This window comes from Pseudomonas sp. 43(2021) (assembly GCF_017490805.1).
Classification (GTDB): domain Bacteria; phylum Pseudomonadota; class Gammaproteobacteria; order Pseudomonadales; family Pseudomonadaceae; genus Aquipseudomonas.
This window is the reverse complement of the sequence record NZ_JAFGYJ010000002.1, coordinates 134878-152620: the sequence shown is the minus strand read 5'-3', so window position 1 is coordinate 152620 and position 17743 is coordinate 134878. Positions and strand designations below refer to the sequence as shown.

Genomic DNA, 17743 nt, shown 5'->3' with positions numbered 1-17743 from the left:
CATGCTCGACCGCCACTCGCTGTTCTGGAAGCTGGCGATCCTGCTGGTGGGCTTTTGCCTGCTGATGATCGGCCTCAGTTACACCTGGGGCCGGCACATGGAGACCCAGAATGCCTTCCTCTCGGAGCCTGCGCGGCAGGCCTTGCGTGGCTATGCCGCCGAGGCCGAGCAGGCCTGGCGCAGTGGTGGGCGGGCAGGGCTGGACCGCTGGGTGGCGGCGATGCACCAGCGCGAACGCGGCTGGATTGGTGTGTTCGACCTCAACCTGCGGCCGCTCGACAGCGCCAGCGTCGGCCCACAGACCATGCAGCGGCTGACCCGCCTGCGCGGTGTCGACTGGCCGATGAGCCGGCGCAGCGTCGAGCAGCCGTGGCTGCGCATACCGTTCCCGGGGGCACCGGAGCAGGGCATGCTGGTGATCGAGCTGCCGCAGCGCTTCAACCCCGGCCAGTACCGGGTGCTGTGGCGTATCGTCACCAACGGCATCATCCCCGGTCTGTTCACCCTGCTGTTGTGCGTGGGGCTGTACCGCATGCTGATCGTGCCGTTGAACCAGTTGCGCGAGCAGGCCAATGCCTGGCGCGCCGACCAGTTGTCCGCTCGCCTCGACCCACGCACCATCGCCCGGCATGACGAGCTGGGCGAACTGGCCCGTGCCTTCGACCAGATGGCCGAGCGGCTGCAGGGCACGGTAGCCATGCAGCAGCAGTTGCTGCGTGACCTGTCTCACGAAATGCGGACGCCACTCAGTCGGCTGCGGGTGGCCTGCGATGGCGAAACCGACCTGCAGCGCCTGCGCGAACGCCTGACACGGGAGGTGGACTGCATGCAGCAACTGGTCGAGGATACCCTGCAACTGGCCTGGCAGGATGCCGAACGTGCGCCGATGAACCTGGAGCCGATCGAGGTGCAGGCGCTGTGGGAGCTGCTGGCCGAGAATGCCAGCTACGAAAGCGGCTGGGCACCGGCGCGGCTGCGCTGCGAAGTGCCGGCCGACTGCTGGGTGCAGGGCAACCTCAACCACCTGGCCCAGGCGCTGGAGAACATGTTGCGCAATGCCATTCGTCACTCGCCGGCCGAGGGTGTGGTGCGCCTTGGTGGGCAGCGTGAGGGCAGTTATTGGTGGCTGTGGCTGGAGGATGAGGGCGGAGGTGTGGCCGAAGAAGACCTGGAGCGGATTTTTGCACCGTTCTCGCGGCTGGACGGTTCGCGCCCAGGGGATGGCGGTTTCGGTCTGGGGCTGAGCATCGCCCGCAGTGCCATCCAGCGCCAGGGTGGCACCTTGTGGGCGCAGAATGGCAAGCGCGGGCTGCGACTGTGGATGCGCTTGCCATTACATGTGCCGGCCCCTTCGCGGGTGAACCCGCTCCCACAGGTTCATCACTACTCTTGAGGCCAGTGGAGTCCCTGTGGGAGCGGGTTCACCCGCGAAAGGGCCGGTACAAGCTATCGATATAGCTTGTAGCTATATCCACCACAGATTGCGTGATATGGCGACGAAGGGTTTGCCGGTATGATAGGCACCCCTGCCGTCCGGATTGTGAAATACGCCATGACCTTGCAGTACCCAACCATCGCCGATTGCGTCGGCAATACGCCCCTGGTTCGCCTGCAGCGTATCGCTGGCGAAACCAGCAACACCCTTCTGCTCAAGCTCGAAGGTAACAATCCCGCCGGCTCGGTGAAGGATCGCCCGGCATTGTCGATGATCACCCGCGCCGAACTGCGCGGCCAGATCAAGCCCGGCGACACCTTGATCGAAGCCACTTCCGGCAACACCGGCATCGCCCTGGCGATGGCGGCGGCGATCAAGGGCTACAAGATGATCCTGATCATGCCCGACAACTCCACCGCCGAGCGCAAGGCCGCCATGACCGCCTACGGCGCCGAGCTGATCCTGGTGACCAAGGAAGAGGGCATGGAAGGCGCCCGTGACCTGGCCGAGAAGCTGCAAGCCGAAGGCCGTGGCCTGGTACTGGACCAGTTCGCCAACGGCGATAATCCGATCGCCCACTACAACAGCACCGGCCCCGAGATCTGGCAGCAGACCCAGGGCACCATCACCCATTTCATCAGTTCCATGGGTACCACCGGTACCATCATGGGCTGCTCGCAGTACCTCAAGGAACAGAACCCGGCGGTGCAGATCATTGGCCTGCAACCAATGGAAGGTTCTGCCATTCCAGGCATCCGCCGCTGGCCCGAGGAATACCTGCCGAAAATCTTCGACGCCAGCCGCGTCGACCGCGTGGTCGACATGTCGCAGCAGGAAGCCGAGGAAACCACCCGCCGCCTTGCCCGTGAAGAGGGCATTTTCTGCGGCGTGTCTTCCGGTGGTGCAGTCGCGGCCATGCTGCGCCTGTCTCGCGAGGTGGAAAATGCCACGATGGTCGCGATCATCTGCGACCGCGGCGACCGTTACCTGTCCACCGGCCTGTTCGACCCGAGCTAAATGTCCAAGAAGAAAAGCAACAGCGGCCTGCGCTTTCAGCCGGCCGGCGGCAACCGCAGCCCCCAGGTCCCCGTGGGCAAGAAGCAGCGCCTGGAAATCGAGCGCCTGGCCGGTGATGGCCGGGGTATAGCCTTCCACGAGGGGCGCACCTGGTTCGTCAGTGGCGCCCTGGCCGGCGAGGCCGTGGAGGCGCGGGTGCTCAATGCCCGTGGCAAAGTGGTCGAGGCCCGCCTGGAGCGCCTGTTGCAGGCCAGCCCCGAGCGCCGTCAGGCACCGTGCCGTTATTACGAGCGCTGCGGTGGCTGCAACCTGCAGCACCTGCCGCACCAGGCGCAGCTGGCGCTCAAGCAGCGCACCCTGGCCGAACAGCTGCAGCGGGTGGCCGGTGTGCAGCCCGACGAGTGGGCTGCACCGCTGAGCGGGCCGGAATTCGGTTACCGGCGCCGCGCCCGCGTGGCCGTGCGCTGGGACGTCAAGGCGCGCCAGCTGGAGGTCGGCTTCCGCGCCGAAGCCAGTCAGGACATCATTGCCATCGACGATTGCGCGGTGCTGGTACAGCCCTTGCAGTCGATTCTGCGCCACCTGCCGACTGTGCTGCGCTCGCTGAGCAAGCCGCAGGCGCTGGGCCATGTAGAACTGTTCAGCGGCACCGCCGAGGCGCTGTTGGTGCGCCATGTCGCACCGCTGCCGGCCGAAGACCTGGCCAGGCTGCAGGCGTTCTGCGAGCAGGCCAATGCCCAGTTGTGGCTGCAGGGCGAAGGTGAGCCGGCGCCAGTGGACCCGGCTGCGCAACTGGGCTTTGCCCTGGCACCGTGGCAGCTGGAACTGGCCTGGCGCCCAGGTGATTTCGTGCAGGTGAATGCCCAGGTCAACACGGCGATGATCGAGCAGGCCCTGGCCTGGCTCGCACCGCAGGCCGACGAGCGCGTGCTGGACCTGTTCTGCGGCCTGGGCAACTTTGCCCTGCCACTGGCTCGCCAGGCGCGTGAAGTGGTTGCAGTGGAAGGTGTGCAGGCCATGGTCGATCGGGCTGCGGCCAATGCCCGGAACAACAATGTGCATAACGCACGGTTTTTTCAGGCCGATTTATCGCAGCCTTTGGCAGGCGCCGGATGGGCCGCCGAGGGCTTTTCTGCGGTACTCTTGGATCCACCGCGCGACGGTGCTTTCGAGGTGGTGCAAGGCATCGCCCGCCTCAAGGCCAGAAGGCTGGTCTATGTATCGTGCAACCCGGCCACGCTGGCGCGAGACGCCCAAGTGCTGGTCGGCCAGGGGTACCGGTTAAAAAGGGCCGGGATTCTCGACATGTTTCCTCAGACGGCGCATGTCGAGGCCATGGCGTTATTCGAAGCGGGCTAGCTGACTGGCCCCTTGGTGCGGCTTGCACGGAATGGTGGCCGCACGGTGATTGCCAGCGCACCCGCGTGGTGTGCTGTATGGAAAGGTAAAACAAAGATGGTACAGGTGAGAGTGCACCAGCCGGTCAACACCGACGGCAGTATCAATCTCGAAGCATGGTTGGACCATGTGGTAAGCGTCGATTCGGCACTGGATCGCGCAGCGCTGAAAGAGGCCTGCGAGTTTGCCCATGAGGTCGAGAAAAAGGGCAACCCGGCCAAGCATTCCTGGGCGGACGGTACATCCAGTTTCCAGGCGGGCCTGGAGATCGCCGAAATCCTCGCCGACCTCAAGCTCGACCAGGACTCCCTGGTGGCGGCGGTCATCTACCGCTCGGTGCGCGAGGGCAAGGTCACCCTGGCCGAGGTCAGCCAGCACTTTGGTCCGGTGGTGTCCAAGCTGATCGACGGCGTGCTGCGCATGGCCGCCATCAGTGCCAGCCTCAGTCCACGGCAGTCGCTGGTGCTGGGCTCGCAGGCGCAGGTCGAGAACCTGCGCAAGATGCTCGTGGCCATGGTCGACGACGTGCGCGTGGCGCTGATCAAGCTGGCCGAACGCACCTGTGCGATCCGTGCGGTCAAGGCCGCCGACGACGAAAAACGCCTGCGTGTTGCGCGCGAGGTGTTCGACATCTATGCGCCGCTGGCGCACCGCCTGGGTATCGGCCACATCAAGTGGGAGCTGGAGGACCTGTCCTTCCGCTACCTGGAGCCTGACCAGTACAAACAGATCGCCAAGCTGCTGCACGAGCGCCGGCTGGACCGCGAGCGCTTCATCAGCGAGGTGATGAACCAGCTGCAGAATGAGCTGCTGGCCACTGGCGTCAAGGCCGACATCAGCGGCCGGGCGAAACACATCTATTCGATCTGGCGCAAGATGCAGCGCAAAGGCCTGGAATTCAGCCAGATCTACGACGTGCGTGCGGTACGCGTGCTGGTGCCGGAAATCCGCGACTGCTACACCGCACTGGGCATCGTGCACACCCTTTGGCGGCACATCCCCAAGGAGTTCGACGACTACATCGCCAACCCCAAGGAGAACGGCTATCGCTCGCTGCACACCGCGGTGATCGGCCCCGAGGGCAAGGTGCTGGAGGTGCAGATCCGTACCCACGGCATGCACGAGGAAGCCGAGCTTGGGGTTTGCGCCCACTGGCGCTACAAGGGCACCGACGTCAAGTCCAGCTCCAACCATTACGAAGAGAAGATCTCCTGGCTGCGCCAGGTGCTGGAATGGCACGAAGAGCTGGGCGACATTGGTGGCCTGGCCGAGCAGCTGCGGGTCGACATCGAGCCGGATCGGGTCTACGTATTCACCCCGGACGGCCACGCCATCGACTTGCCCAAGGGGGCCACGCCGCTGGACTTCGCCTACCGCGTGCATACCGAAATCGGCCACAACTGCCGCGGCGCCAAGATCAACGGGCGCATCGTGCCGCTCAACTACAGCCTGCAGACCGGCGAGCAGGTCGAGATCATCACCAGCAAGCACGGTAACCCCAGCCGTGACTGGTTGAACTCCAACCTGGGCTACGTCACCACCTCGCGGGCGCGGGCCAAGATCGTGCACTGGTTCAAGCTGCAGGCACGCGACCAGAACGTCGCCGCCGGCAAGACCTTGCTCGAACGCGAGCTCAGCCGCCTGGGCTTGCCGCAGGTGGATTTCGAGCGCCTGGCCGAGAAGACCAATGTCAAGACCGCCGAGGACATGTTCGCCTCGCTCGGTGCCGGCGACCTGCGCCTGGCGCATCTGGTCAACGCCGCCCAGCAGTTGCTGGAGCCCGAGCGCATCGAGCAGATCGAACTGGTACCGCGCAAACCTACCGGGCCGCGTACCGGCAAGCGTGGTGACATCCAGATCCAGGGGGTCGGTAACCTGCTGACGCAGATGGCCGGCTGCTGCCAGCCGCTGCCGGGCGACGCCATCGTCGGCTACATCACCCAGGGCCGCGGCGTGAGCATCCACCGCCAGGACTGCGCCTCGGTGCTGCAGTTGGCGGGCAAGGAGCCGGAGCGCATGATCCAGGTGAGCTGGGGGCCGATCCCGGTGCAGACCTACCCGGTCGACATCGTCATCCGTGCCTACGACCGCCCGGGGCTGCTGCGCGACGTGTCGCAGGTATTGCTGAACGAGAAGATCAACGTGCTGGCGGTGAACACCCGCTCGAACAAGGAAGACAACACCGCGCTGATGTCGCTGACCATCGAGATTCCGGGCCTGGACGCGCTGGGGCGCCTACTGGGGCGGATCTCGCAGTTGCCGAACATCATCGAGACGCGGCGTAATCGTACCCCTTGAGATCGCGGTGCCTGCTTCGCGGGTAAACCCGCTCCCACAGGGATGGTGCAAATCTTCATATGTGCACTTTATCTGTGGGAGCGGGTTCACCCGCGAAGAAGCAACCGCCGAAGGACCTGCTTACATGATCTACACCCTCGAAGACCTGCTGCACCTCATGGCCCGCCTGCGCGACCCGCAGTATGGATGCCCGTGGGACCTGAAGCAGAACTACGCGAGCATCGTCCCGCACACCATCGAAGAGGCCTACGAGGTTGCCGACACCATCGAGCGCGGCGATTTCGAGCACTTGCAAGGTGAACTGGGCGACCTGCTGTTCCAGGTGGTCTACTACAGCCAGCTGGCCCGCGAGGAGGGGCGTTTCGAGTTCGATGGCGTGGTCGACAGCATCACCCGCAAGCTCATTCGCCGTCACCCGCACGTGTTCCCCACCGGCGAGCTGTACGCGCCGGTAGACACCCCCAGCCTGAGCGAGGCCCAGGTCAAGTCACGCTGGGAAGAGATCAAGGCCGAAGAGCGCGCGGAAAAGAGCCAGCCCGAACAGCTGTCGCTGCTCGACGACGTGCCGGCAGCATTGCCGGCGTTGTCGCGGGCAGCCAAACTGCAAAAGCGCGCGGCCACGGTCGGTTTCGACTGGCCTGCGGCATTGCCGGTGCTGGACAAGGTCCGCGAAGAGCTGGATGAAGTGCTGCAGGCCATGGCCGACGGCGATGCCGATGCGCTCGAGGATGAAATCGGCGACCTGTTGTTCGCCACCGTCAACCTGGCCCGCCACCTCAAGCATGATCCGGAACATGCCCTGCGCCGTGCCAATCGCAAGTTCGAGCGGCGTTTCCGCTTCATCGAACAGGCATTGCGCGACAGTGGCCGACCCATCGAAGATTGTAACCTTGACGAACTGGATGCCCTTTGGGGGGAAGCCAAACGTCAGGAAAAGAACCTGCCCAGCTGCGGCTGAGCTGTTGCATAAGTGAGTGAACATTCATGAGCCTTTCCCTTCGCGACCAATTGCTCAAAGCCGGTCTGGTCAACCAGAAACAGGTTTCCCAGGCCAACAAGGCCGAGAAGAAACAGAAACGCCTGGAACACAAAGGCCAGGTCGAGGTGGACGACAGCCAGCAGCGCATGGCCAAGGAAGCCATGGCCGAGAAAGCCAAGCGTGACCAGGAACTGAACCGCCAACAGCAGGAAAAAGCCGAACAGAAGGCGCGGGCCGCGCAGATCAAGCAACTGATCGAAGCGACTCGCCTGCCGAAGCTGAGCACCGAGGACTACTACAACTTCGTCGACGACAAGAAGGTCAAGCGCATTGCCGTCAATGCCCTGATGCGCACCAAGCTGAGCAATGGCGCGCTGGCCGTGGTGTCGTTTGCCGGTGGCTACGAGGTGATCCCTCGTGAGGCGGCGCTGAAGATCCAGGAGCGCGACCCCAACCGTATCCTGCTGCTGAATACCCATGTCGAGGAAGCGGACGAGGACGACCCGTACGCGGCCTACAAGATCCCTGATGATCTGATGTGGTAAACATGAAAAACCCCGCTTTGGCGGGGTTTTTCATTTGAAGATCGAGTCATTGCGTGGCGCGCTGGTTTTCCAGGTTTTCCAGCTCTATACGGTACTGGTGCGCTTCGTGTTCGTTGTGGAACATCCCTACCAGCTGGCCTTGTTGATGCACATCCCAGATCCGCACGCCAGCGGCCAGGCCTTCGTGGGACATTTTCGATTCGTCGCGTTCGGTTACTTGGACTGTCATCGCTAAACTCCACTGCTTCAGTTGGCTGCGACACTGTGTCGCACAACCTCTTTATAGAGTTTGTTAGCAGGCTAAGTAAATAAAACGGGCATGAAACAAGTTTCATGGAAGCCGGAGCGCAGTCAAATGTGGGAGTGCGCCTTCTCCAGTGCAGAAAAAAGCCCCGCACCAGGCGGGGCTTCGGGTACTGCTGGCAGCGCTGGCTCAGTTGCCCTTCACCGGCTTGCCATCGACCGTGCCATCCTGCAGCACGATCACGTACTCCTTGCCATCGGTCTCGACCTGGCGCAGTTGCACCAGCAGGTAGTCCCAGTTCTTGGCGAACCACAGCTCGGTAATGCGCTTGCTCTGGCTTGGGTCACGCACGCGCTCGACCTTCACCGCATCGACCTGGCCGGTCTTGGTGGTGACTTTCTCCGTGCCCAGCACGCGGAAGTCGTAGGTGTCGATCTCGTCACCGTCGACCACCTGGTAGGTCATGCTCTTCTTGCCGGCGGCCACGTCATGCTGCAGGGCCAGCTGGTAGGACGACTTGTCCAGCACGCCGCGGTTCAGCGGCAGGCTGACGGCGTCGCCACGGTCGCTGCCGGTGACCTTCTTGCTGTTCCAGTCGAAGGTCAGATCGACCTTCTTGGCCTTGCCCAGGCCGCCACGCTCGAAGTGGTACTTCTGCGGCAGCAGGGTGTCGTTGTCCATGCGCAGGGAGCTTTGCTCGGTCAGGCTGGCGATCATCATGGAGGCCTTGAAGTTAAGGTCCCAGGTACCGTTGGCATTCTTGACCAGGCTGCGTTCGGCGGTGCCGCTCATGGGCAGCTGCTTCCAGTCGGCGGTATAGCTGGCCGAGAAAGGCTTCAGATCAGCTGCCTGGAGGGGCAGGGCGAGCACGGCGAGAGCCAAGAGCAGGGCGCGACGCATAAATTCTCCTAGGATCGAATCAAGTGACCGCTGGCCGCCAGGGGTTGGCCATCCAGTAATGCACCCTGTTCGCCAAGACGCAAGCGCCCTTCAGCGAACCAGCGCACCGCCAGCGGGTAAATCAGGTGCTCCTGGCGGTGTACCCGCTGTGCCAGGCTTTCGATGGTGTCGTCAGACGCCACCGGTACCACAGCCTGTACGACCAGTGGGCCGCCATCGAGTTCCTCAGTCACGAAGTGTACGCTGCAGCCATGCTCGGCGTCGCCTGCCTCCAGTGCCCGGCGGTGGGTATGCAGGCCCTTGTATTTGGGCAGCAGCGACGGGTGGATGTTGAGCAGGCGGCCCTGGTAGTGGCGCACGAAGTCGCCACTGAGGATGCGCATGAAACCGGCCAGCACCACCAGGTCCGGGGCAAAACCGTCGATGCGCGCCATCAGCGCGGCATCGAAGGCTTCACGGCCGTCGAACTGGGTGTGCTCGAGCACGACGCTGTCGATGCCGGCCGCTGCGGCGCGTTGCAGGCCGTAGGCATCGGCACGGTTGGAAACCACCGCACGGATGCGCACCTGGCTGTCCTGGCCTTGGCAGCTGTCGATCAGCGCTTGCAGGTTGCTGCCGGAGCCCGACAGCAGTACCACTACATTGCAGGTCTTGCTTGGCATCAGTGTGCCTTGAGGTTCTGCAGCTCGACCTGGGCAGCGCCCTCGGCGGCTTCGGCGATGTGGCCGATCACCCATGGCTGCTCGCCAGCGGCGCGCAGTTCGTTCAGGGCGGCTTCTACCTGATCCTGGGCCACGCAGATGACCATGCCGACGCCGCAGTTCAGCACGCGGTGCATTTCATGCTCGTCGACGTTGCCTTTTTCCTGCAGGAAGTCGAACACCGCCGGGCGCTGCCAGCTGGCCACGTCGATGACCGCCTGGGCGTTGGCCGGCAGTACGCGCGGGATGTTGTCCAGCAGGCCGCCACCGGTGATGTGGGCCATGGCCTTGACCGCGCCGGTGTTCTTGATCAGCTGCAGCAGCGGCTTGACGTAGATGCGGGTCGGCGCCATCAGCAGGTCGGTCAGTGGCTTGCCGTCCAGCTGGGTGTTCTCGATGTCGGTGGCGGACACTTCGAGGATCTTGCGGATCAACGAGTAGCCGTTGGAGTGCGGGCCCGAGGACGGCAGGGCGATCAGTGCGTCACCGGTGGCAACCTTGGAGCCATCGATGATCTCGGCCTTTTCCACCACGCCGACGCAGAAGCCGGCCAGGTCGTAGTCTTCGCCTTCGTACATGCCTGGCATTTCGGCGGTTTCACCACCGACCAGCGAGCAGCCGGCCAGTTCGCAACCGGCACCGATACCGGTGACCACGGTGGCGGCCACGTCGACGTTCAGTTTGCCGGTGGCATAGTAGTCGAGGAAGAACAGCGGCTCGGCGCCGCACACGACCAGGTCGTTGACGCACATGGCGACCAGGTCCTGGCCGATGCTGTCGTGCTTGTTCAGGTTCAGTGCCAGGCGCAGCTTGGTGCCGACGCCGTCGGTGCCGGAGACCAGCACCGGCTGCTTGTAGCCGGCCGGGATCTCGCAGAGGGCGCCGAAGCCGCCCAGGCCACCCATGACTTCAGGGCGTGCGGTGCGTTTTGCCACGCCCTTGATGCGTTCGACCAGTGCTTCGCCGGCGTCGATGTCTACACCGGCGTCCTTGTAGCTCAGGGAGGGTTGCTTGCTCATTGATCCAGGCCTTTAGGAGGGAGGGATTCTTAAAAAACGACCATGACGGCCAAGGCCGGCTGGTAAGCGGCGGCTGCCTGAAACGTCAGTGGTCTGTGAAGGCGCGCGATTTTATCAGGGTTGCCGGGCAGCGGCCATCCTCAGGCCGACGGGCAGGGCATGAAAATGGGTAAAAAGTTGGGAGTGCTCGCTACAAGGGCTGCGTCATGCAGGCGACACCTGCCAGATCCATCACAACTTCCCGGCAATCTCCGCAACCAATCTTTCATCCTCGCGACTGGTTACCTTGCGCCCCCGTGTATAAGGTATAGGCATTGCGGTAAGTGGACAGGAATCCTCCATGCGTCTCTTCAATATTCTGGCGGTCGGTTGCCTGGCCCTGATCTCGGCCACTGCCCAGGCTGAAAGTGTCTCCGGCCTTTACCAGGTGCGCGAGCCGGTCACCGGGCAGGGCGCCGAAGCCCGTGCCGAGGCCACCGCCAAGGCCCTCGATACCCTGGTAACGCGCCTGACCGGCGACCCCAGGGCGGCGCAAAGCCCGGCATTGGCCGGGTTGCGCAAGGACCCGCAGCAAATCATCAACCAGGTTGGCAGCGAAGCCGGGCCACCCGAGTCGGTGCTGGTCGAGTTCGACCCTGGCAGTACCGAGCGGGCCTTGCGCAAGGCCGGCCTGGCCTTGTGGGGCAGCAACCGCCCCTCGATCCTCGGCTGGTGGCTGAACGACAGTGCCGAGGGCAGTAACCTTGTCGGTGACGGCCAGGCCAGCGCCCAACCCCTGCGCCGTGCCGCCCAGCACCGTGGCCTGCCGTTGCGCCTGCCGCTGGCCGACCTGCAGGAGCAACTGGTGGCCAATGCCGAGCACATCGACGGCAGCGACCCGGCCCCGTTACGGGAAGCCTCCGAACGCTACGGGGCCGATGCCTTGCTGGCGGTGCATGCCCGGGAAGCCGATGGCAAGTGGCAGGGCAATTGGCAGCTGTGGCTGGGCGACCAGCGTGAGCAAGGCACTGCCGAAGGCGCCGATCCGGCAGCGCTGGCTGACGCCGTGATGCTGGCGCTCAGCAGCCGCTTGGCGCCGCGCTACGTCACCCGCCCGGGTGCCAGCAGCCAGTTGCAGGTGCAAGTGCAGGGGATGAACCTGCAGCGCTACGCCGAGCTTGCCCGCGTGCTCGAACCCTTTGGCCCGCGCCTGCAAATGGCTGAAGGCGGCACCCTGACCTACGGTGTCACCGCCAACCGCGATCAGCTGCGCGCCCAGCTCGGCCTGGCCAAGCTGCAGGAAGTACCGGTAGAGCAGGTGGCTGCGGTGCCGGCCACGCCAGCTCCGGCAGACGCTGCCGGGGGCGGGCAACCAGTGCCGGCCCAGCCTGCACCCAAGCCGTTCGACGGCTTGCGTTTTCGCTGGTAAGGGGAGCACACCGTGACCGACGTACGTCGCTGGATCTGGCTGGGTGTTGCCCTGCTGGTCGCTGTGCTTCTTTATAGCCTGCACAACATTCTTACCCCGTTCCTGGTCGGCATCCTGCTGGCCTACCTGGCCGACCCGCTGGTGGATCGCCTGGAACGCCTGGGGCTTTCGCGCACCTGGGGCGTGGTGGTGGTGTTCGGCCTGTTCACCTTGCTGTTGCTGGCCTTGCTGCTGGTGCTCGTTCCGCTGCTGGCCAAGCAGCTGGTGCGCCTGTACGAGCTGGCGCCGCAGATGCTCGACTGGCTCGAACACGTGGCTTTGCCCTGGGTGCAGAGCCGCCTGGGCCTGGCTGACGGCTTCTGGAAATTCGACAAGATCAAGGCCGCCATCGGCACGCACATGGGGCAGACCACCGATATCGTCGGTGTGCTGCTGTCCCATGCCACCGCTTCGGGCCTGGCGCTGATGGCCTGGCTGGCCAACATGGTGCTGATCCCGGTGGTGGGTTTCTATCTGCTGCGTGACTGGGACCTGATGATGGCCAAGCTGCGCGGCCTGCTGCCGCGCCAGCGTGAGCCGCAGGTGATGGGCCTGGCGGGCGAATGCCATGAAGTGCTGGGGGCGTTCGTGCGCGGGCAACTGATGGTGATGGTGGCCCTGGGCATCATCTATTCGGCCGGGCTTATGCTGGTGGGGCTGGAACTGGGGCTGCTGATCGGCATGCTCGCCGGGCTGGCTGCCATCGTGCCGTACATGGGCTTCATCATCGGCATTGGCGCAGCCTTGGTGGCTGGCCTGTTCCAGTTTGGCGGCGACCTGTACCCGATGCTGGGCATCATCGCGGTGTTCATGGTCGGGCAGGCACTGGAGGGCATGGTACTGACCCCTCTGCTGGTGGGAGACCGCATCGGTCTGCACCCGGTGGCGGTGATTTTCGCCATCCTGGCCGGCGGTGAGCTGTTCGGCTTTACCGGGGTGCTGCTGGCGCTGCCGGTGGCGGCTGTGATCATGGTGCTGCTGCGGCATGTGCATGACCTGTACAAGGAATCGGACATGTATGCCGGGGATATCGACCCGGAGTTGTGATGGAAGGGCTGCAAAGCAGCCCCAAAACAGCGCAAAAAAAGCGCAACTCGTTGATTTTACTTGTGCTATCCGCTGCCGTGATTGTGCACCCCGCGTTGCGGGTATAGACTTTGCAGATTGTTCACCAAAGGCCCCCTGCGGTCCTGTCGACCGCCCGCGAGCATGAAACCACCGATCCAGTTGCCCCTGGGTGTGCGCCTGCGCGATGACGCCACCTTCATCAACTACTATCCGGGCGCCAATGCTGCGGCATTGGGCTACGTCGAGCGGCTATGCGAAGCCGACGCCGGCTGGACCGAGAGCCTTATCTACCTGTGGGGCAAGCAAGGTGTTGGCCGTAGCCATCTGCTGCAGGCCGCCACCCACCGCTTCCAGCAACGCGGCGAGCCAGCCGTCTACCTGCCACTGGCGCAGTTGCTCGATCGTGGCGTAGAGCTGCTCGACTACCTGGCCCAGTACGAACTGGTGTGCATTGACGACCTGCATGTGATCGCCGGCAAGGCGGACTGGGAAGAGGCCATGTTCCACCTGTTCAACCGCCTGCGTGACAGCGGCCGGCGCCTGCTGCTGGCTGCCTCGGCATCGCCGCGCGAGCTGCCAATCAAGCTGCCGGACCTGAAGTCGCGGCTGACCCTCGCCCTGGTGTTCCAGATGCGCGGCCTGTCCGACGAAGACAAGCTGCGTGCCTTGCAACTGCGTGCTTCGCGTCGTGGCCTGCACCTCACCGACGAAGTTGGCCACTTCATTCTTACCCGCGGTGCACGCAGCATGAGTGCGTTGTTCGACCTGCTCGAACGCCTCGACCAGGCCTCGCTGCAGGCACAACGCAAGCTCACCATTCCTTTCCTCAAGGAAACCCTGGGCTGGTAACCCCGAAAACGCGGGGCCAGAGCGGCAAAACAAAAAAGTCACATCTTTTTCGATAAAATTTGCAAATGGCCATGATAGAGGGCATAGTTTCACCCTTCTAAAGGATTACAGACACGGTCGTGCCCATGCTGAAGCGCTTCGCACCCCTCGTGCCACTCGCACTCGTGACCCTGCTTTTTGGCTGCGCGGCCCAAGGCCCGGCTTCTCATTCAGAGCAGCAGCCTCAGGATCACAACCCCATCGCCGCACAATCGGCGTTCAAGGCCAAAGCCTCGTCCTCGTCGGTATTCGGCGAGCCGGAAGAACTGGCCACCGAAGATGACCTGGAGGCCTTCTCCAGCAGCAAGCCTTACCAGCTGCCAGCTCTGGCTGACAGCGTTCTCGAGCGCGGCATGTCGCTGATCGGCACCCGCTACCGCTTCGGTGGTACCTCGGAGCAGTCCGGCTTTGACTGCAGTGGCTTCATCGGCTACCTGTTCCGCGAAGAGGCGGGTGTGACCCTGCCGCGCTCCACGCGTGAAATGATCAACGTCGATGCCCCGAAAGTGGCCCGCAACAAGCTCAAGCCAGGTGACCTGCTGTTCTTCAGCACCAACGGCCGCGGCCGCGTCAGCCATGCCGGCATCTACCTGGGTGACAACCAGTTCATCCACTCCAGCAGCCGCCGCAGCGGTGGCGTGCGCATCGACAGCCTCGGTGACCGTTACTGGAGCAAGACCTTCATCGAAGCCAAGCGCGCCTTGGCCATGGCGCCGACCACCAATATCGCGCGCAACTGATAGCAAAATGATATATCCTGCCGCGGCGGCGATGCTTTGAAAAAAGCTCGCCGCCGTGCGCATTTATAGAAAGCGTCTAATCTAATTTCTCAACTCTTTTCGGCTGCGGCCCAGCGGTCTCAGACAGGATGTTCTGGCCATGGTAAAGATGGCGCGCTTCGCATTTATCTCCTTGGCAGCCTTGCTGGCTGCCTGTTCCAGCCGTGCTCCTGCGCCGGCCCCTGTGGTACAGCCGCAGGTTACCTATAGCCAGCCCAGCCCTTCACCGATTGCCGATGACGTGTTGATGCGAGCCATCGGCCTGGTGGGCACGCCTTATCGCTGGGGCGGCAACACCCCGGACTCCGGTTTCGATTGCAGTGGCCTGATCAAGTACGTCTACCGTGATGCTGCCGGCATAAGCCTGCCGCGTTCGACGCGGGAGATGATCGTCATGCGCGCGCCGACCGTGGATGCCAAGTCGCTGCAGTCCGGTGACCTGGTGTTCTTCGCCACCAGTGGCGGCTCGCAGGTCAGCCACGCCGGCATTTATGTCGGGGAAGGGCGCTTCGTGCATGCCCCTTCCAGCGGTGGCACGGTGCGCCTGGACTACCTGTCCAACAGCTACTGGGCCAAGGCTTACCTGCAGGCCAAGCGCGTGATTCCGCAAGGGCATCTGGCGCAGAACCCCTGACGGATATTCCTGTGGGAGCGGCTTCAGCCGCGAACATCGGCAATGCCGGTGCCATGCACCGCGGTGTCCGCTTCGCGGGTAAACCCGCTCCCACAGGGCGCGCGCTGGCCGGGCTCATGGCGCCTTGCTCACTCGCCAGACCACATTACCGACATCATCGGCCACCAGCACGCCACCACGTCCATCGTTGATTACGCCGACCGGGCGACCCTTGGCCTTGCCATGCTCATCCAGAAACCCGGTAAGCAGGTCCACAGGCTTGCCCGAGGGTTTTCCTGACGGGTCGAACGGCACGAAAATAACCTTGTAGCCACTGTGTGGCTTGCGGTTCCACGACCCGTGCTGGCCCACGAATGCCCCTTGGTCGAAGGGCGCTGGTAGTCCATTCGGTTCGGCGAATGCCAACCCCAGCGATGCCGTGTGTGGGCCCACGGCATAGTCGGGCACCAGCGCCTGGGCCACTTTTTCAGGCGCTGGTGGTTGCACGCGCTCATCCACGTGACTGCCATAGTAGCTGTAGGGCCAGCCATAGAAACCGCCGTCCTTCACGGAGGTGATGTAGTCGGGTACCAGATCGCTGCCGATCTCGTCACGCTCGTTGACTGCGGTCCACAACGCACCGCTGTTTGGCTCCCAGGCCAGGCCGTTAGGGTTGCGCAGGCCTGTGGCGAACAGGCGGTGCTGGCCGCTGGTGGGGTCCACTTCCCAGATCGCGGCGCGCCCCTGTTCCTTGTCCAGGCCGTTTTCGCCGACGTTGCTGTTGGAGCCGACCGTCACGAAAAGCTTCTTGCCATCGGGGCTGGCGATCACGTTCTTGGTCCAGTGGTGGTTGAGCGGTCCGCCGGGCAACTCGACCACCGGCTGGCCTTCATTGCGAATTTGCAAGGCTCCGGGCTCGTAGTGAAAGCGCAGCAGCCTGTCTGTGTTGGCGACAAAGAGGTCCTTGCCGACGAGGGCCATGCCGAACGGTGAGTTGAGCTCTTCGATGAAGGTCGTGCGGATTTCAGCCACGCCGTCGTGGTCGGCGTCACGCAGCAGGGTGATCCGGTTGGCGCTGGGCACGCCTGCACCTGCCCGCTTCATCACCTTCTTCATCACCCAACCGCGCAGGCCCTTGCCATCTTCGGGCTTGGGCGGGGCATTGGTTTCGGCTACCAGCACGTCGCCGTTGGGCAGCAGGTATAGCCAGCGAGGGTGGTCGAGCCCGCTGGCGAACGCTTTCACCTGGGTGCCTGGTGCTGCTTCGGGCTTGACGTCCTTGGGCCAGCCCACTGCTGGAGCGATATTCACGGTGGGGAGGGTAGTCTTGACCGGAGCAGGCAACTGGGGGGTTGGGCCACTGCCATCGAGTACATCCAGCCGCGCGGTTTCGCCGCAGGCAGTCAGGCTGGCGGCCAATAACCAAGGCATCAGGTGTTTCATGGGCGGTGTCCTCCTAACAGGGCCTATGGAACTGAGAGGTCGGCAATATTCGCCAGGTTCCCGGCAGCCATCCAACTGTCGTAGCTTTTGCTTTTGCTTTTGTTTCTAAGCGCGCGATAGTTCTGGCGCCGCCGATTGCGACTTCAGGAGGCCGAGCGAAGGGCTTGCGGAGGGAGGTGACGGGCATGGATGCCCGTCAAGCGCTGAGGCCCCATGGATGGGGCCTGCGGCGCGTACTCCCGGGAGCGAGCCCGTAGCGAGGGGACCCCGTAGCGCAGCGGAGGGGCCGGATGATAGGAGCCAGCGTTTTTTGGTTACTTTTTGTCGCGTTTGACAAAAAGTGACCCGCCGTAAGGGCGGAAAGGTGAATAAGCGCCACCTTCGAAAATGAATGTTGACCCTGTTGTTGATGCCCACGCTTGAAAGCGAAGAGCGAAGAGCGAAGAGCGAAGAGCGAAGAGCGAAGAGCGAAGAGCGGAAAAGTGCTGGTTTTGATCTCGCGCATAGTCCATTTACGATGGCGACGCTTACTCACCTTTTCGCCCTTACGGCGAGTCACTTTTTGTCAAACGCGACAAAAAGTAACCAAAAAACGCTGCGCTCCCATCATCCGGCCCCTACGCTGCGCTCCGGGGTTCCCTCGCGCCGGTCTTGCTCCCGGGAGTACGCGCTGCAGGCCCCATCCATGGGGCCTCAGCGCTTGACGGGCATCCATGCCCGTCACCTCCCTCCGCAAGACCTCTGCTCGGCCTCCTGAAGTCGCGAAGATCAAGATCAAGAGCAAGATCAAGAGCAAGATTTAGCAGGCGTTCTGTGGGAGATGGCCCAACCCTTGGGGCTGCGCTGTTGCGTAGATAACTGAAATTGCAAGCAATCCGCGTACCCTGTGGGAGCGGCTTTAGCCGCGAAGAATCCAACGCGGTGCCAGCCACCGCGTTGGATTCTTCGCGGGCATGCCCGCTCCCACAG

At 63.5% G+C, this 17743-nt stretch carries 16 protein-coding genes; 11 read left to right on the top strand and 5 right to left on the bottom strand.

All coding sequences use genetic code 11. From position 1 onward, the window contains the following. Position 1 precedes the first annotated feature (1 nt). The 6 genes from J5M71_RS02245 to J5M71_RS02220 all read left to right on the top strand — a co-directional run bounded on the left by J5M71_RS02245 (position 2) and on the right by J5M71_RS02220 (position 7672). Entirely contained in the window at positions 2-1393 is a 1392-nt protein-coding gene (locus J5M71_RS02245; RefSeq protein WP_207829360.1) for a sensor histidine kinase, read from the top strand. 159 nt (positions 1394-1552) lie between these two features. Continuing rightward, positions 1553-2452 carry a cysteine synthase CysM gene (gene cysM / locus J5M71_RS02240; RefSeq protein WP_043936067.1) on the top strand — a complete coding sequence of 300 codons (900 nt, stop codon included), beginning with the start codon at positions 1553-1555 and terminating at the stop codon, positions 2450-2452. Then, complete coding sequence (rlmD, locus tag J5M71_RS02235; protein ID WP_207829358.1) at positions 2453-3811, top strand: 23S rRNA (uracil(1939)-C(5))-methyltransferase RlmD; 1359 nt, start codon at positions 2453-2455, stop codon at positions 3809-3811. It abuts the gene before it with no gap. Positions 3812-3907: 96 nt separating this feature from the next. After that, a complete protein-coding gene (relA, locus tag J5M71_RS02230; protein WP_207829349.1) occupies positions 3908-6148 on the top strand; it encodes a GTP diphosphokinase in 2241 nt (746 codons plus the stop codon). Positions 6149-6272: 124 nt separating this feature from the next. Continuing rightward, positions 6273-7106 (top strand): nucleoside triphosphate pyrophosphohydrolase, encoded by an 834-nt coding sequence (mazG, locus tag J5M71_RS02225; RefSeq protein ID WP_207829339.1) that lies wholly within the window; start codon positions 6273-6275, stop codon positions 7104-7106. 26 nt (positions 7107-7132) lie between these two features. Then, a complete protein-coding gene (locus J5M71_RS02220; protein ID WP_063911543.1) occupies positions 7133-7672 on the top strand; it encodes a DUF2058 domain-containing protein in 540 nt (179 codons plus the stop codon). A 46-nt stretch (positions 7673-7718) separates the two neighbouring features. On the opposite strand, the gene J5M71_RS02215 is transcribed toward J5M71_RS02220, so the two are convergent. From J5M71_RS02215 to purM, 4 genes are all read right to left on the bottom strand, one after another. After that, entirely contained in the window at positions 7719-7901 is a 183-nt protein-coding gene (locus J5M71_RS02215; protein WP_063911544.1) for a hypothetical protein, read from the bottom strand. Between the two features lie 204 nt (positions 7902-8105). Continuing rightward, positions 8106-8816, bottom strand: a complete 711-nt coding sequence (locus J5M71_RS02210; protein ID WP_063911545.1) for a DUF3108 domain-containing protein — start codon at positions 8814-8816, stop codon at positions 8106-8108. Positions 8817-8824: 8 nt separating this feature from the next. Further along, positions 8825-9478, bottom strand: coding sequence for a phosphoribosylglycinamide formyltransferase (gene purN / locus J5M71_RS02205; RefSeq protein WP_063911546.1), 654 nt, complete (start codon positions 9476-9478; stop codon positions 8825-8827). After that, positions 9478-10536: a phosphoribosylformylglycinamidine cyclo-ligase gene (gene purM, locus J5M71_RS02200; RefSeq protein ID WP_013971366.1), complete on the bottom strand. Its 1059-nt coding sequence runs from the start codon at positions 10534-10536 to the stop codon at positions 9478-9480. Before purM ends, purN begins: the two co-directional genes overlap by 1 nt. A gap of 340 nt (positions 10537-10876) precedes the next feature. Here purM and J5M71_RS02195 point away from each other — a divergent pair, with 340 nt between their 5' ends. The 5 genes from J5M71_RS02195 (at position 10877) to J5M71_RS02175 (ending at position 15352) form a co-directional block, all read left to right on the top strand. Then, positions 10877-11944, top strand: coding sequence for a DUF2066 domain-containing protein (locus J5M71_RS02195; protein ID WP_207829329.1), 1068 nt, complete (start codon positions 10877-10879; stop codon positions 11942-11944). Between the two features lie 12 nt (positions 11945-11956). After that, positions 11957-13030, top strand: coding sequence for an AI-2E family transporter (locus J5M71_RS02190; protein ID WP_207829327.1), 1074 nt, complete (start codon positions 11957-11959; stop codon positions 13028-13030). A gap of 162 nt (positions 13031-13192) precedes the next feature. Beyond that, a complete protein-coding gene (hda, locus tag J5M71_RS02185) occupies positions 13193-13900 on the top strand; it encodes a DnaA regulatory inactivator Hda (RefSeq protein ID WP_003252443.1) in 708 nt (235 codons plus the stop codon). A 125-nt stretch (positions 13901-14025) separates the two neighbouring features. Then, positions 14026-14679 carry a C40 family peptidase gene (locus tag J5M71_RS02180; protein ID WP_063911548.1) on the top strand — a complete coding sequence of 218 codons (654 nt, stop codon included), beginning with the start codon at positions 14026-14028 and terminating at the stop codon, positions 14677-14679. A gap of 139 nt (positions 14680-14818) precedes the next feature. Next, positions 14819-15352 (top strand): C40 family peptidase, encoded by a 534-nt coding sequence (locus J5M71_RS02175; RefSeq protein WP_207829325.1) that lies wholly within the window; start codon positions 14819-14821, stop codon positions 15350-15352. 114 nt (positions 15353-15466) lie between these two features. On the opposite strand, the gene J5M71_RS02170 is transcribed toward J5M71_RS02175, so the two are convergent. Then, on the bottom strand, positions 15467-16774 hold the full coding sequence (locus J5M71_RS02170) for a sorbosone dehydrogenase family protein (RefSeq protein WP_207829316.1): 1308 nt from the start codon (positions 16772-16774) through the stop codon (positions 15467-15469). Between the last annotated feature and the right edge of the window lie 969 nt (positions 16775-17743).